Source organism: Stenotrophomonas sp. CFBP 13724 (assembly GCF_014841975.1).
In the GTDB taxonomy this organism is placed as follows: domain Bacteria; phylum Pseudomonadota; class Gammaproteobacteria; order Xanthomonadales; family Xanthomonadaceae; genus Stenotrophomonas; species Stenotrophomonas lacuserhaii.
The window spans coordinates 191,532-205,125 of the sequence record NZ_JACYUW010000001.1; the positions used below are offsets into that span (position 1 = coordinate 191,532).

Here is a 13,594-nt window from a genome sequence, read left to right on the forward strand (position 1 = left end):
GGCTCAGAAATGCATCTGGGCGCGGACTTCGAAGATTTCCGGCTTGGTATGCACGCCGCGACGGCTGGCATCGGCCTTGATGTAGTTGGCCTGGAACTTGAAGTGGCTGGTCAGGTACCAGTTGGCACCCAGGGTCCAGTTGTGTTCACGGCCACCGAGCACGTCGGCGTCGTCCAGGTCCAGGCGGCTGTAGCGCGCCAGCACTTCCACCGCGCCGTAGTCACGCGCCGGCTTGACGTTGGACACGCTGCCGCTGCTGTAGCCGCGCGATTCGCCGGTCAGCACCCAGCTGCCCATCACGTACTGGCCGTTGCCGGTGTAATCCGGTTTGCCTTCGCGGGTGATGGTGGCCTGCAACGCTTCGGCCTGGACCGAGAACGGACCACGGATGAAGATGCCTTCCAGGCCGGCGCGGTTGACCTTGTCGGCGGTGACCAGCGCACCGGAATCGACCAGGCGAAGGTCGGTCAGGCCGGCCTCCGGACGCGCGCGGAAACGGGCGGTCGCTTCGTGGTGCACGTCGCGGCCATCACGCCAGCCACGCGGGTTTTCCTGCGACAGCGCCAGGCCCAGGTGCAGCACGTTGGCTTCAGCCTTGACCGGGGTCCACACCGCACGCACCGCCTGCATGGTGCCGGGGTTGTCTCCCTGCAGGTCCTTGCCACCGTACAGACCGGCCTGCAGCAGGTAGGCCGGGCGCTCCAGCATCCAGTCCACGCCGGTACGACGACCGGCATAGAACGCCTGCACCGGCATCGCGAATTCCATGAAGCTGCCGGCGCGCGAGCTGGTCACCGCATCCAGGCCGACCGGGGTCTTCATGTAGCCAAAGCGGAACTTGCCGATGTCCTGCCCGACGAACGCCTTGCTTTCCAGGCGCAGGTACACGTCCAGCCAGGTATCGGACTGGAAGTCGTAGTACACCATGGCGTCATACACGCCCTTCTTCTTCAGCGTGGCGCCGAATTCCTTGCGGCGCACGGCATCGGCGTTCTCGATGTCGCCGGAGAAGTTGTTCCAGTCGTAGGCGATGTTGCCGGTGGCGGCAAGCTCGGTGCCATCAGCGAACGACACCTTGGTCGGCCAGTTGTCAAAACCAGCCGCATTGGCCAGCAGCGGGCTGGCAGCCAGGGACAGGGCAAGCAGGGTCGGGGTCATTCGCATGGGACGGCAGATCTCTATTCGGGAAAGGTGGAACTACACGATCACCCGACGGTGCGGGGTCGTTGCGACCGGCGCAGTGTAGGCGCAGAAACGGGCCGTATGCAGCCTGAACCGGGGGGGTAGTACCAATAGGTTATCTGCTGATGCGTCCGCGCGGCGTACAAAGGGCGCCATCCGATGCCGCACCGCGTGTCCTTCGTGGCGTTGGCGTCATCAGTCCCTTCCGGAGCCCGCCATGCACGTTCCCGCCGCTTCCCCGGTGCCGACCAAGCCGCTGCCGTTCTATCGCCAGCTGTATTTCCAGGTGGTGGTCGCCATCATCCTCGGTGCCGTCCTGGGCCATTACGAGCCGCTGGTCGGCGAAAAGATGAAGCCGCTGGGTGATGCGTTCATCAACCTGGTGAAGATGATCATCGCCCCGGTCATCTTCCTGACCATCGTCACCGGCATCGCCGGCATGACCCACCTGCGCACCGTGGGCCGGGTCTTCGCCAAGGCGATGGCGTACTTCATGTTCTTCTCCACGCTGGCACTGGTCGTGGGCATGATCGTGGCGCACGTGGTGCAGCCGGGCGCGGGCATGAACATCAACCCGGCCGACCTGGACCAGACCGCGGTCAACAGCTACGTGCAGAAGTCGCACGAGCTCACCCTCGTCGGCTTCGCGATGGACATCATCCCCAAGACGCTGGTCAGCGCGTTCGTGGACGGCAACATCCTGCAGGTGCTGTTCGTGGCGGTGCTGTTCGGCATCGCGCTGGCACTGGTGGGCGAGAAGGGCAAGCCGGTGCTGAACTTCCTGGAGGCGCTGGTCGCCCCGGTGTTCAAGCTGGTGCACATCCTGATGCGCGCCGCCCCGATCGGTGCGTTCGGTGCCATCGCCTTCACCATCGGCAAGTATGGCGTCGGCTCGCTGATCAACCTGGCCTGGCTGGTCGGCTCGTTCTACCTGACTGCCTTCCTGTTCGTGGTGGTGATCCTGGGCGCGGTGGCCCGCCTGTGCGGCTTCTCGGTGTTCAAGCTGGCCCGCTACCTGAAGGCCGAACTGCTGCTGGTGCTGGGCACGTCCTCTTCGGAGTCCGCGCTGCCCTCGCTGATGGAAAAGATGGAACGCGCCGGCTGCAGCAAGTCGGTGGTCGGCCTGGTTGTTCCCACCGGCTATTCGTTCAACCTGGACGGCACCAACATCTACATGACCCTGGCGGCGCTGTTCATCGCCCAGGCCACCAATACCGAGCTGAGCCTGGGGCACCAGATCGCCCTGCTGCTGGTGGCGATGCTGAGCTCCAAGGGCGCCGCCGGCGTCACCGGTGCCGGCTTCATCACCCTGGCCGCGACCCTGGCGGTGGTGCCGGAAGTACCGGTGGCCGGCATGGCGCTGATCCTCGGCGTGGACCGCTTCATGAGCGAGTGCCGCTCGCTGACCAACTTCATCGGCAACGCGGTGGCCACCGTGGTGGTTTCGCGCTGGGAAGGCGCACTGGACCGCGACCGCCTGAAGCTGGCGCTGGATGGCCGCGAAAGCGAGCTGCCGCCGCCGGTCGACGCGGCCCTGCCGCTCGCCTCTGCCAAGATCTGACCCTTCCACGTCAGGATGCGGGGCCCGTCAGCAATGACGTGGCCCCGTAGCTTTTTCCGCGCTGCCAGGCATTCGTTGTCACACCCGCGTAGGGGGCGCAGCGCGATGCTTGGCAACACGCTGGAACCGGCAGGGTTGGTGCGCTGCAGCACGCGCGCGACAGCCCCGCGACAGGTCCAGCTCGTACAACGGGGGTATGATCCCCTGTCCCCCTTGCCCATTCATGTGCCCAACGTCGATGTCCAAAGAAGATTTCAAACAGGCCGCCCTCGATTACCACCGCATGTCGCCGCCGGGCAAGATCAAGGTCACGGCGACCAAGCCGATGCTGACCCAGCGTGATCTGTCGTTGGCCTATTCGCCCGGCGTTGCCTACGCCTGTGAGGCGATCATGGCCGACCCGCAGCAGGCCAGCGAGCTCACCGCTCGCGGCAACCTGGTGGCGGTGATTTCCAATGGCACCGCCGTGCTGGGCCTGGGCAACATCGGTCCGCTGGCCGGCAAGCCGGTGATGGAAGGCAAGGGCGTGCTGTTCCAGAAGTTCGCCGGCATCGATGTGTTCGACATCGAAATCGACGAGCTGGACCCGGACAAGCTGGTCGACATCATCGCCTCGCTGGAGCCGACCTTCGGCGGCATCAACCTGGAAGACATCAAGGCGCCGGAGTGCTTCATCGTCGAGCGCAAGCTGCGCGAGCGGATGAAGATTCCGGTGTTCCATGACGACCAGCACGGCACGGCGATCATCGTCGGTGCGGCGGTGCTGAACGCCATGGCGATCACCGGCAAGAAGATCGAAGAAGTGAAGCTGGCGACCACGGGCATGGGCGCGGCCGGCATCTCCTGCGTCAACATGCTGGTACAGCTGGGCCTGAAGCCGGAAAACATCCTGGCCTTCGACCGCGACGGCGTGATCCACACCGGCCGCACCGACCTGGATCCGGAAAAGGCGCGCTATGCGCGTGACACCGACAAGCGCACCCTGGCCGAGATCGTCGACGGGGCGGACATCTTCCTGGGCCTGTCGGCACCGGGCATCCTGACTGCCGACATGGTCAAGACCATGGCGCCGGATCCGGTGATCTTCGCGCTGGCCAACCCGACCCCGGAAATCATGCCCGAAGACGTGCGCGCGGTGCGTACCGACGCGATCATCGGCACCGGTCGTTCGGACTACCCGAACCAGGTCAACAACGTCCTGTGCTTCCCTTACCTGTTCCGCGGCGCGCTGGACGTGGGCGCCACCGCGATCAACGAAGACATGAAGATCGCCTGCGTGCGCGCCATCGCCGCGCTGGCGCGTCGTGCGGCCACCGACATGGGCTCGGCCTACGGCGGTGACACCCCGAGCTTCGGCCGCGAATACCTGATTCCGCGCCCCTTCGACCGCCGCCTGCTGGTCGAGTTGTCCGCTGCCGTGGCCCAGGCCGCGATGGATTCCGGCGTGGCCACACGGCCGATCGCCGACATGGCCGCCTACCGCCAGAAACTGTCCGAGTTCGTCTACCGCACCAGCCTGATGATGAAGCCGGTGTATGACCGCGCGCGCACCGACAAGCAGCGCGTGGTGTACGCCGAAGGCGAGGAAGAAGTGGTGCTGCAGGCGGTGCAGAACGTGGTCGACGAGGACCTGGCGCACCCGATCCTGATCGGCCGCCCGGACGTCATCGAGGCGCGCATCGAACGACTGGGCCTGCGCCTGAAGATCGGCGAGAACATCCAGGTCACCAACATCAACGATGACCCGCGCTTCAACGAATACTGGCAGTACTACCACGCGCTGACCGGCCGTCGTGGCGTCACCGTGGCCGCAGCGAAGAACCTGATGCGTTCGCGCCCGACGCTGATCGCCGCGGTGATGGTGGCGCGTGGTGAAGCCGATGCCCTGCTGACCGGCGTGGTCGGCCGCTTCCACAAGAAGCTCGGTTACGTGCGCAGCGTGCTGCCGCTGGAATCGAAGGTCACCTCGACCTCGGCCATGACCGGTGTGATCAACCAGCAGGGCGTGTTCTTCTTCGTGGACACCCACGTGCAGGAAGATCCCACTGCCGAACAGCTGACCGAAGCCACGCTGCAGGCGGCCTACCGCATGAAGCTGTTCGGCATCGAGCCGAACGTGGCGCTGCTGTCGCACTCCAACTTCGGCAGCCACGATTCGAAGGACGCGCTGAAGATGCGCCAGGTGCGCGAGATGCTGCTCAAGCGTAATCCACGCTTGAACGTCGACGGCGAGATGCAGGGTGACACCGCGTGGGATGAAGCACTGCGGCAGAAGCTGCTGCCGGGCTCGACCCTTAGCGGTCGCGCCAACCTGTTCGTGCTGCCGAACCTGGAAGCGGCCAACATCGCCTACAACCTGGTGCGCGTGTTCACCGACGGCGTGGCGATCGGCCCGATCCTGATGGGCGTGGCCAGGCCGGCGCACATCCTGACCAGCAGCGCGACCTCGCGCCGGATCCTGAACATGACCGCGATCGCTGCGGTGGATGCGCAGATCCGCAAGCAGCTGGAGGCTGAAAAGAAGGCCTGAGGCCTTCGGCGCCGAGCAAGCTCGGCGCTACGAAGCAGGCGGGGCGGGTAGTGTCGAGCTTGCTCGACACCAGTAGTGCCGAGCCATGCTCGGCGTCGCGCGATGCCTGATACATGCCGCCGAGCATGGCTCGGCGCTACCGTGCTTGTCGTGCTTCTGCGTACGCCGCCCACAGGGCCGGCAGGGCGTGGCCGGTGTGGGCTTCCCACAGTGCCGGGGTGTAACGACCACTGCGCAGGGCGCCGTCCAGTGCCTTCACCAGGCCCGGATGGGACGCCTCGCTCCACTTCAGGAACGCACCCGTCACCCGGTAGCCGGTGTCGAAATTCTGCCCGTCCTTTACCGCGAGCGGCAGCGCCCAGCCGGCGGCGGTGTTGTCCACGCCGTAGCGGTCACGCGCATAGTCGGCGATGCCTTCCACCAGCCAGCCAGGTACCCGTTCGTTGGCGTACTCCGGGTAGCCCTGCACGATGTGCATGGCCTCATGGGTCACCAGGTCGGTATCGCCAGGGTGCTTGGACAGCCACGCCGGATTGATGGTGATCGTCGCCGCCTCGGCCTTCTCCCCGACATAAGCGATGCCGTCGTATGCCGGATCGATCACGATGGCGGCCTGTGTCGGTGCCATCGGATGGAAGTCGGCGCGCTGCGGCAGGTAGGCCTTGAAGAACGTGTCGATGATCCGCTGGCGCATCGCCCCCGGCAGCGCATCGTGAGCGTCCTGGTAGCGCAGAGTCACGCCGCCCCGCTGCTGCGTTGCTTCGCAGGCACACGCGGCAGGGGAGGCGAGCAGGCACAGCGCAGCCAGTGCGCCTGGCAGCAGGCAAAGCGAAGCACGGTTCATGGTGTCGTCCCTGCGGCCAGCAGCTCCACTTCCGCCAGTTGCATCCGCCCGGGCGCACCAATGCGCAGGCGGTATTCGGCATACCGGCCCGGCTTGGCAATGCGGAACGGACGGGTCTGGCGGGCCCAGGCGAAGTCTTCGGCGCTGCGTGTATCCAGCGTGGTCCAGCGACCGCCGGCGGTGCGTGCTTCCAGCGTCCAGGCGCCGCCACGGATGCTGTTCTCGCCACTGGTCAGGGTATACATCGACGGCGCACCGTCGGCGATGCCGCTGAACACCACCGTTGCCTTCGCGCCCAGCGGCGCAGCCGTCGTGGCGTTGTCATCGACCAGCGCGTCCAGTGCGCGACCGTCTTCCAGCCGCGCCTGCGCGCCCTTGGCCAGCAGGTCATGCAGCAGGGCAGGGCGCTCGCCGCGCGCGGTCAGCGACGGCAGCACATCGCCCTCGCCGGTGCCCCAGCGCGACGGCTGCGGACCCATCTGGAAGTCCAGCGTGGCGCCGGCGGCGACGATGTCATGCGGCAGCCAGGTCTTCGTCCATGGCTTGCCGTTGACCTTCAATGACTGCACGTAGACGTTGGCCGGGGAGTTGTCGGCCGCATTGACGGTCAGCACCGCGCCGTCCTGCAGGGTGACCTTGGCGTGCCGGAACAACGGCGAGCCGATCGCGTACTCCGGTGCACCCATCCGTAGTGGATACAGCCCCAGCGAAGCGAAGACATACCAGGCCGACGTCTCGCCGTTGTCCTCGTCACCGGGGTAGCCCTGGCCGATCTCGCTGCCCACGTACAGGCGCGCCAGGATCTCGCGCACATGCTTCTGGGTCTTCCACGGCTGTCCGGTGTACAGGTACATCCAGGGGATGTGGTGCGAAGGCTGGTTGCTGTGCGCGTACATGCCCATGCGCACATCGCGGGCTTCGGTCATTTCATGGATCAGCCCGCCGTAGGAACCGGCAAAGGCGGGATCAGCGGTTTCCGGCGTGGCGAAGAACGTATCCAGCTTGGCGGCCAACGCCTCGCGCCCACCGTACAGCGCCGCCAGCCCCTCGCCATCGTGGGCGGCGGTGAAGGCGAACGTCCAGCCATTGGATTCAGTGTAGTCATGGCCCCAGACGCGTGCGTCGTAGTCCTTGGCAGCCACGCGCCAGCTACCATCTTCGCGGCGACCCTGGAAGAAACCGGCGGCCGGATCGAACATGGTGGAGTAGGCCGCTGCGCGGTGGCCGAAGTAGTCCGCTTCGGTGGCATAACGTTCGCGCTCGGCGCTCGAGCGGGCGTGGCCGGCCAGCCGGGTCGCCATGTTGGCGATGCCGAAATCGTTGAGCGCGCCTTCCATCGTCCACGACATGCCTTCGTGCACGTCGGCGCTGGCAAAGCCGGTGAAGGGGGAACGGTCCATGCCCTTGCGGCCGACATGCCGATCCGGCGGCACCACGGTGGCATTGCGCAGCGCCGCGGCATACGCGGTATCGACCTCGAAGCCGCGCACGCCCTTCAGCCAGGCATCGGCGAAGGCAACGTCCGAACTGGTGCCGACCATCAGGTCGGCGTAGCCCGGCGATGACCAGCGCGCGACCCAGCCGCCGGCCTTGTACTGTTCCAGGAAGCCCTGCACCAGCGTGCCGGCATCCTCGGCGCGGAACAGCGCATAGGCGGGCCAGGTGGTGCGGAAGGTGTCCCAGAAGCCGTTGTTGACGTACACCTTGCCATCGCGGATGGGTGCGAAACTGCGCACCGCACTGCCGTCGGAGTCCTCCGCTGCGCTGGCCTGGCTGGCGTAGCGCCACTCCGGCGCCTGTGCGGTGCCGACGTTCTCGTGGCCGGAATTGGGGAACAGGTAGAGCCGGTAGAGATTGGAGTACAGCGTGGTCTTCTGGTCGTCGCTGGCATCGCCGATGTCGAAGGCACCCAGTCGCGCATCCCACGCATCCTGCGCGCGGGCGGCGACGCGTTCCAGATCGTCGTCGGCGCTCAGTTCCAGGGCCAGGTTGTGGCGCGCCTGCTCCACCGAAATCAGCGAGGTGGCGATGCGCATGTTGACCTGGCGATCGCTGCCCGCGTCGAACTTGATGTAGCCGGTCGGGCGCCCGGTCTGCAGCGTGCCACTGCTGCGCCAGGGACGGTCGAAACTCGCTACCACATACATGCGCGTGGCGCCGTTGGACAGACCGCTGCGGGTATCGGTGTAGCCGGACAGGGTCTGGCTGGCAGCGTCCAGGGTCAGCCCGCCGCGCGCATCGACGTTGTCGAACAGCAGGTTGGCATCGCCCGTGGCCGGGAATTCAAAACGGAACAGCGCGGCGTGGTCGGTCGGTGCGATCGAGGCGGCGATGCCGTTGTCGAAGCGCACGTCGTAGCGATGCGGACGCGCGTTTTCCTGGTCATGCGAGAACGCAAGCGCGCGCTTGGCGCGGTCCGCTTCGGGCACGCCCCGGCTGGACGATGGCATCACATGGAAGGTCTGCCGGTCGCCCATCCAAGGGCTGGGCTGGTGGCTGAGCGACAGCGCCTGCAGGCGCGGGCGGTTGTCCGCGTCGTTGTGCTCGTTCCAGCGGTACAGCCAGTTCAACACGCCGGCGTCGGTCACCGGTGTCCAGAAATTGAAACCGTGCGGCATCGCCGTGGCGGGGTAGTTGTTGCCACGCGAGAAGCGCCCGTTGGACTGCGTGCCACGCGTGGTGAGCACCCGGTCGGACGGCCGCAGCGGGGCCGCCGAAGGCGCTGCATCCAGCTGCACATCGTCGATCCAGCCCGACACCGGCTTGCCCGCTGCGCTGCCCACTTCCAGCTCCACCGCTACCACGCGGCGGCCGCGCAACGCGGGCACATCGCCCAGACGCACGGACTTGCGCGCCCACTGCTGCGGATACAACGTCTTCGAATCGCCTTGGGCGGTTGCGCCCAGCGCGAACCCGTGCTGGTCACGCACGGCGCTGGCCGACACGCGCTGGCCGTCGTCAAGCAGCAGGTCCAGCGAGACATACGTGGAAGCGACGGTATCGCCATCCACGATCTCGGGCAGCACCATCCAGCTCAGGGTGGTGTCGGCGTCGATCTGCTGGTCGGTCGCCAGCAGCACTTGGCGGGCGGTGCCACCGGTGCTGCGGTACTGCAGGGCGCGCTGGCCGCTGTAACCCATGCCGGCCTTGGCCGCGTAGGGGTCTGCCGGGCCGGCGCCGACGCGCAGGCTCAGCGCCCCGCTGGCCGCCGCAGGCATCGGTTGGCCGGCCTCGAACGAGGTGGAAAGCGCGGCCGCATGGGCGGCGGGAAGCATGGCCAAGGCCAGCGCGAGGCACAGCGGCGCGCGGCGCGCACGGTCAGACGCATTACGGGGCATTGCGGTCTCCTCCCAGAGCAACGCGGACCATCCTGCAACACGCATGTTGGCGCTGACAAGTGCATTTGGTTCGATCCAAATCAGGCGGAATCGCGATTCCTCCATTGTTGCGCCGCGCCATTTGGAACGATCCAAAGATCGGTCCCCCGGGACGCCCGGCACGCCAGCGGGGCCGACCCTGCGCCGCGGCGGGTGCTAGAATCGCAGGCCTCGCAATCCCCTTCACGATGCCCGCCATGAGCCATACCGCCACCGCTCCCGCCAACGCTGAAAAGCGTTACACCGTGCACCGCGGCGACCTGCCGCTGAGCTGCCCGACGCCGGAGATGGCGCTGTGGAACTCGCATCCGCGCGTGTACCTGCCGATCGAAGACGAACCCAACGGCGAAGCCAAGTGCGCCTATTGCGGCGCCGTCTTCGTGCTGGCCGACTGATCGGGCGCCTGACCTGATGCGCCGATTGACCGTGGTGCAGTTGCTGCCGGCGCTGCACTCCGGTGGTGTCGAGCGCTCTACGCTGGAAATTGCCGCCGCGCTGGTCCAGGCCGGCCACCGTGCGCTGGTGGTGTCTGCCGGTGGGCGGCTGGTCGAGCCGTTGTTGGCCAGCGGCGCAGAGCACCTCACGCTGGATATCGGACGCAAGTCGCTGCTGACCCTGCGCCACATGCCGACGTTGCGGCGCCTGTTTGCCGAGGTCGGCGCGGATATCGTGCACGCTCGCTCGCGGCTGCCGGCCTGGCTGGGCCTGCATGCCGTGCGCGCGCTACCTGCCGCGCAGCGCCCGCACTGGGTGACCACCGTGCACGGACTGAACTCACCGGGACGCTACAGCGCGGTCATGACCACCGGCGAGCGGGTGATCTGCGTGTCCGAAACCGTGCGCGGCTTCGTCCAGCAGCACTACCCCGCGGTGCCAGCGCAGCGCCTGCAGGTGATTCCGCGCGGCGTGGATACGGCACAGTTCCCCCGTGTCGGCAGCCACGACAAACGCCCCAGGCTGGCGCTGGCAAAGGACCACCCCTGGCTGACGGAAGTAGCGGCCCCGTTGCTGCTGCTGCCCGGCCGCGGTACCCGGTTGAAGGGGCACGTCCACGCCCTGCAGCTGCTGGCACGCCTGCATGCGGCCGGGGTGATGGCGCAGCTGTGGATGCTGGGCACGGACGAACCCGGGCGCGAAGCCTACGTACAGGAACTGCGCCGGCAGGCGCAGGCACTCGGGGTCGGCGATGCCGTGCACATCAGCGCTCCGACCTCGCAGATCGCCCAGGCCTACGCCGCCAGTGACCTGGTCCTGCAGCTGTCCGACAAGCCCGAAGCCTTTGGTCGAACCGTGGTCGAGGCCCTTTCCGTAGGTCGACCGGTGCTGGGCTGGGACCACGGCGGCGTGGGCGAACTGCTCCGGCAGCTGCAGCCTGGCGGCGCGGTCGCTCTGGGCGACATGGACGCGCTGGGTGAACGCGCGCTGGCCTTGCTGGCCGGTTCCCCGTCGCTGCCGGCGCGTATCCCGTTTACCCTGCAGGCCATGCAACGCGACACCCTCCGCCTGTATGCCGACCTTGCCAGCTGACCCGCTACCCGCCGTGATCGATGATCGCGCCGGTCGCTGGGCGCCCTGGGTCGTGCTGGCGTTCGTGGCGCTGTGGCCGTTGCCCGGCATCGCCGAAGGGGTGCTGGCGCTGGGTGCGATCTACGCTGCCGTGCGCATGGTCACCCGCCGCCTGCAGGGCCAGCCGCGCCTGCTGAGTCCACCGGCCTGGGCGCTGACCAGCATCCTGTTCCTCGGCTACTGGCTGCCGCAGGCATTTTCCGCGCTGGATGCAGTGGATCCTTCAGCGGCCTGGACCAAGACCGCAGCCGGTCTGCGCTACCTGCCTTTCATGTGGCTGGTCGCCATTGCGGTGGCCACGCCGGCCCGGCGCGCGTTGACCCTGGGCGGGCTGGCGGTGATCACCGCAGCGTGGACGCTGGATGCCCTGGTGCAGGCGGCCGCCGGCACGAGTCCGTGGTTCTGGTCGCTGGACCAGCTCAAGCAGCTGGTCAGCCAGCGTCCGCTGTGCAGCCCGGAAGAGGCCGCCCTTGCCGACCGCCTGAGCGGTGCACTGGGACCGTGCACCCTCAAATTCGGCCAAGTGCTGGCCAGCCTGTCGGCCTTCCTGCTGCTGCCCGTAGCCGCCCGTTTCGGCCGTGTCGGCTGGCTGCTGGCCACCCTTGCCGTGGGCGTGGTGCTGCTGTTGGCCGGCTCGCGTGCGTCCTGGGTGACGTTCGCGCTGGTGGCGGCGTACAGCGGCTGGCGCGTGATGGGCGGACGCCGGCTGCTCTTGCTGGCTGCGTTCGCGGTGATGGTGGCAGCGGGGCTGGCCTACAGCGTTCCGCAGCTGCGTGAGCGCGTGGACCGCACCGCGCAGGCCTGGGAAGGCGATGACGATGGTTTGGAGCAGGCGCTGTCCGGCCGTGGCCGGATCTGGTCCGCGGCGGGCTGCATGATCCAGGCGCATCCGATCAACGGCGTGGGCGCGCGCGGCTTCCGCGATGCCTATCCAGGCTGTGACCCGGCCGCCGGAAGCACCGGTGTCTGGGGCGCGGGACCGGCGCTGCACGCGCATCAGATCGTGCTGGAAATCCTGGCCGAAACCGGGGTGATCGGCCTGCTGTTGTGGCTGGCGGCGGCCGCGCAGGCGTGGCGGGCATGGCGGTTTGCGCCGCCGTCGGCACGTGAGCGGGCGCGGCCGGCGATGCTGGCGCTGGCGGTCACGGTGTTCCCGTTGAATACCCACCTGGCGTTCCATTCCACGTTCTGGGGTGGGGTAACGGTACTGCTGGCGGCGTTGTTCGCGGGCAGCCTGCTGGCGCGGGACGAGCCGGGTTCCAGCGGCTAGACCCGCTCCACATGCTCAGCGCATGTCGGCTGTCGGTAGCGCCGAGCCATGCTCGGCGGCTTTTGCTTTTGCTTTTGCTCTTTCTCCCCCAACCCGGCGGAACCATCACACTGTCCGGAGGCGGGGGAGGGTGCTGCGCGGGACGCTGAGCCGCATGGATGCGGCGACGCAGCCTACATGGGTGAGAGCGCATGGCATGCGAGGCACTGCCTCGCATGCGCTCGAACGCACAGCCGCCAGCGGCTGGGCCGGGCCGCGGAGCGGGACCTGCGGCGTGTCCCGCGCAGCATCCTCCCCCGCCTCAGCCTGCGAATCGATCACAGCAGGACGCGGGCCGTCCCTCACTCGTAATAGGAACTGCGCCCGCCGGGTTGGCGCTTGAAGCGGCGGTGGATCCAGAGGTACTGGTCCGGGGCCTCGCGCACCATCTGTTCGATGGCCTGGTTGACCCGCGCGGTATCGGCTTCCACGTCCTGGGTCGGGAAGTTGTCCAGCGGTGCGCCCACCTTCAGATAGTAGTCGCCGCCTTCGCGGCGATGGAAGTACGGCACGACCGCGCAGCCGGTCATCCGGGCCAGCTGGTGGGTGGCGGTGATGGTGGCGGCGGTGTGCCCGAAGAAGGGCACGAACACGGTGTCCTTGCCGCGCATGTCCTGGTCCGGCGCGTACCAAAGGAACCCGCCTTTCTTCAGGTGCCGCACGCTGGCGCGGATGTCTTCGTTGGCGAACATCGCCGTGGCGTAGCGCAGCCGGCCGAACTTCACCGCCCATTCGTAGACCGGGTTGCGGTGCTTGCGGTACATGCCGGCCAGCTCGACGTGGTCGCACAGCAGGCGCCCGCACATCTCCAGGGTCATGAAATGGCCTGAAACCAGCAGCACGCCACGACCTTCGGCCTTCAGCTTCTGAAGGTGCTCCACGCCTTCCACGTGCACGCGCGGGCGGATGGTGGCGATGCTGCCCCACCAGGCGCGGGCGAACTCGAAAATGCCCACGCCGAGTGCATCGAAGCTGTCGCGCAGCAGGCGCTGGCGCCATGCATCATCCTTCTCCGGGAAGCACAGCTTGAGGTTGACCTCGGCTGCCTTGCGCCGGCTGCCCGCCAGCCGCCAGCTGACCCAGCCGACGCCGCGCCCCAGCGCACGCTGCAGCATCCACGGCAGCCGGGCGATGGCGAAGGCGCCGAGCATCACGGCGAACATGGGCCAGTTGCGCGGATCGCGCAGCGAAGGACGGGGGGCGGTGGTGGCATCGGACATGCCCC

9 protein-coding genes are annotated in these 13,594 nt (G+C 67.5%); 5 read left to right on the forward strand and 4 right to left on the reverse strand.

Features of this window, described 5'->3' with window-relative positions; all coding sequences use genetic code 11:
• Positions 1–3 precede the first annotated feature (3 nt).
• Positions 4–1,164: a porin gene (locus tag IFT63_RS00805; RefSeq protein ID WP_042614682.1), complete on the reverse strand. Its 1,161-nt coding sequence runs from the start codon at positions 1,162–1,164 to the stop codon at positions 4–6.
• Positions 1,165–1,399: 235 nt separating this feature from the next.
• Here IFT63_RS00805 and IFT63_RS00810 point away from each other — a divergent pair, with 235 nt between their 5' ends.
• Positions 1,400–2,743 carry a dicarboxylate/amino acid:cation symporter gene (locus IFT63_RS00810; protein ID WP_042614683.1) on the forward strand — a complete coding sequence of 448 codons (1,344 nt, stop codon included), beginning with the start codon at positions 1,400–1,402 and terminating at the stop codon, positions 2,741–2,743.
• 238 nt (positions 2,744–2,981) lie between these two features.
• Complete coding sequence (locus tag IFT63_RS00815; protein WP_192082929.1) at positions 2,982–5,273, forward strand: NADP-dependent malic enzyme; 2,292 nt, start codon at positions 2,982–2,984, stop codon at positions 5,271–5,273.
• A 136-nt stretch (positions 5,274–5,409) separates the two neighbouring features.
• Here the strand turns inward: IFT63_RS00815 and IFT63_RS00820 are convergent, their stop codons facing one another.
• Both IFT63_RS00820 and IFT63_RS00825 read right to left on the reverse strand, forming a co-directional pair.
• Complete coding sequence (locus IFT63_RS00820; RefSeq protein WP_192082930.1) at positions 5,410–6,117, reverse strand: basic secretory protein-like protein; 708 nt, start codon at positions 6,115–6,117, stop codon at positions 5,410–5,412.
• Positions 6,114–9,392, reverse strand: a complete 3,279-nt coding sequence (locus tag IFT63_RS00825; protein ID WP_249404374.1) for a GH92 family glycosyl hydrolase — start codon at positions 9,390–9,392, stop codon at positions 6,114–6,116. The genes IFT63_RS00820 and IFT63_RS00825 overlap by 4 nt, the downstream gene beginning before the upstream one ends.
• Positions 9,393–9,691: 299 nt before the next feature.
• Here IFT63_RS00825 and IFT63_RS00830 point away from each other — a divergent pair, with 299 nt between their 5' ends.
• From IFT63_RS00830 to IFT63_RS00840, 3 genes are read left to right on the forward strand one after another with little or no spacing between them, the layout of a single operon-like run.
• Positions 9,692–9,889: a zinc-finger domain-containing protein gene (locus IFT63_RS00830; protein WP_042614687.1), complete on the forward strand. Its 198-nt coding sequence runs from the start codon at positions 9,692–9,694 to the stop codon at positions 9,887–9,889.
• A gap of 16 nt (positions 9,890–9,905) precedes the next feature.
• Positions 9,906–11,021, forward strand: coding sequence for a glycosyltransferase (locus IFT63_RS00835; protein WP_042614688.1), 1,116 nt, complete (start codon positions 9,906–9,908; stop codon positions 11,019–11,021).
• Complete coding sequence (locus IFT63_RS00840; protein WP_042614689.1) at positions 11,002–12,330, forward strand: O-antigen ligase family protein; 1,329 nt, start codon at positions 11,002–11,004, stop codon at positions 12,328–12,330. The genes IFT63_RS00835 and IFT63_RS00840 overlap by 20 nt, the downstream gene beginning before the upstream one ends.
• A 341-nt stretch (positions 12,331–12,671) precedes the next feature.
• Here IFT63_RS00840 and IFT63_RS00845 read toward each other — a convergent pair whose 3' ends face one another.
• Positions 12,672–13,589, reverse strand: coding sequence for an LpxL/LpxP family Kdo(2)-lipid IV(A) lauroyl/palmitoleoyl acyltransferase (locus IFT63_RS00845; RefSeq protein ID WP_192082932.1), 918 nt, complete (start codon positions 13,587–13,589; stop codon positions 12,672–12,674).
• Positions 13,590–13,594 lie beyond the last annotated feature (5 nt).

What these genes read in the sequence shown, in the direction of transcription:
- IFT63_RS00805 (WP_042614682.1), bottom strand. Translation starts at nt 1,164, where the DNA reads ATGCGAATGACCCCGACCCTGCTTGCCCTGTCCCTGGCTGCCAGCCCG.
- IFT63_RS00810 (WP_042614683.1), top strand. Translation starts at nt 1,400, where the DNA reads ATGCACGTTCCCGCCGCTTCCCCGGTGCCGACCAAGCCGCTGCCGTTC.
- IFT63_RS00815 (WP_192082929.1), top strand. Translation starts at nt 2,982, where the DNA reads ATGTCCAAAGAAGATTTCAAACAGGCCGCCCTCGATTACCACCGCATG.
- IFT63_RS00820 (WP_192082930.1), bottom strand. Translation starts at nt 6,117, where the DNA reads ATGAACCGTGCTTCGCTTTGCCTGCTGCCAGGCGCACTGGCTGCGCTG.
- IFT63_RS00825 (WP_249404374.1), bottom strand. Translation starts at nt 9,392, where the DNA reads ATGCTTCCCGCCGCCCATGCGGCCGCGCTTTCCACCTCGTTCGAGGCC.
- IFT63_RS00830 (WP_042614687.1), top strand. Translation starts at nt 9,692, where the DNA reads ATGAGCCATACCGCCACCGCTCCCGCCAACGCTGAAAAGCGTTACACC.
- IFT63_RS00835 (WP_042614688.1), top strand. Translation starts at nt 9,906, where the DNA reads ATGCGCCGATTGACCGTGGTGCAGTTGCTGCCGGCGCTGCACTCCGGT.
- IFT63_RS00840 (WP_042614689.1), top strand. Translation starts at nt 11,002, where the DNA reads ATGCCGACCTTGCCAGCTGACCCGCTACCCGCCGTGATCGATGATCGC.
- IFT63_RS00845 (WP_192082932.1), bottom strand. Translation starts at nt 13,589, where the DNA reads ATGTCCGATGCCACCACCGCCCCCCGTCCTTCGCTGCGCGATCCGCGC.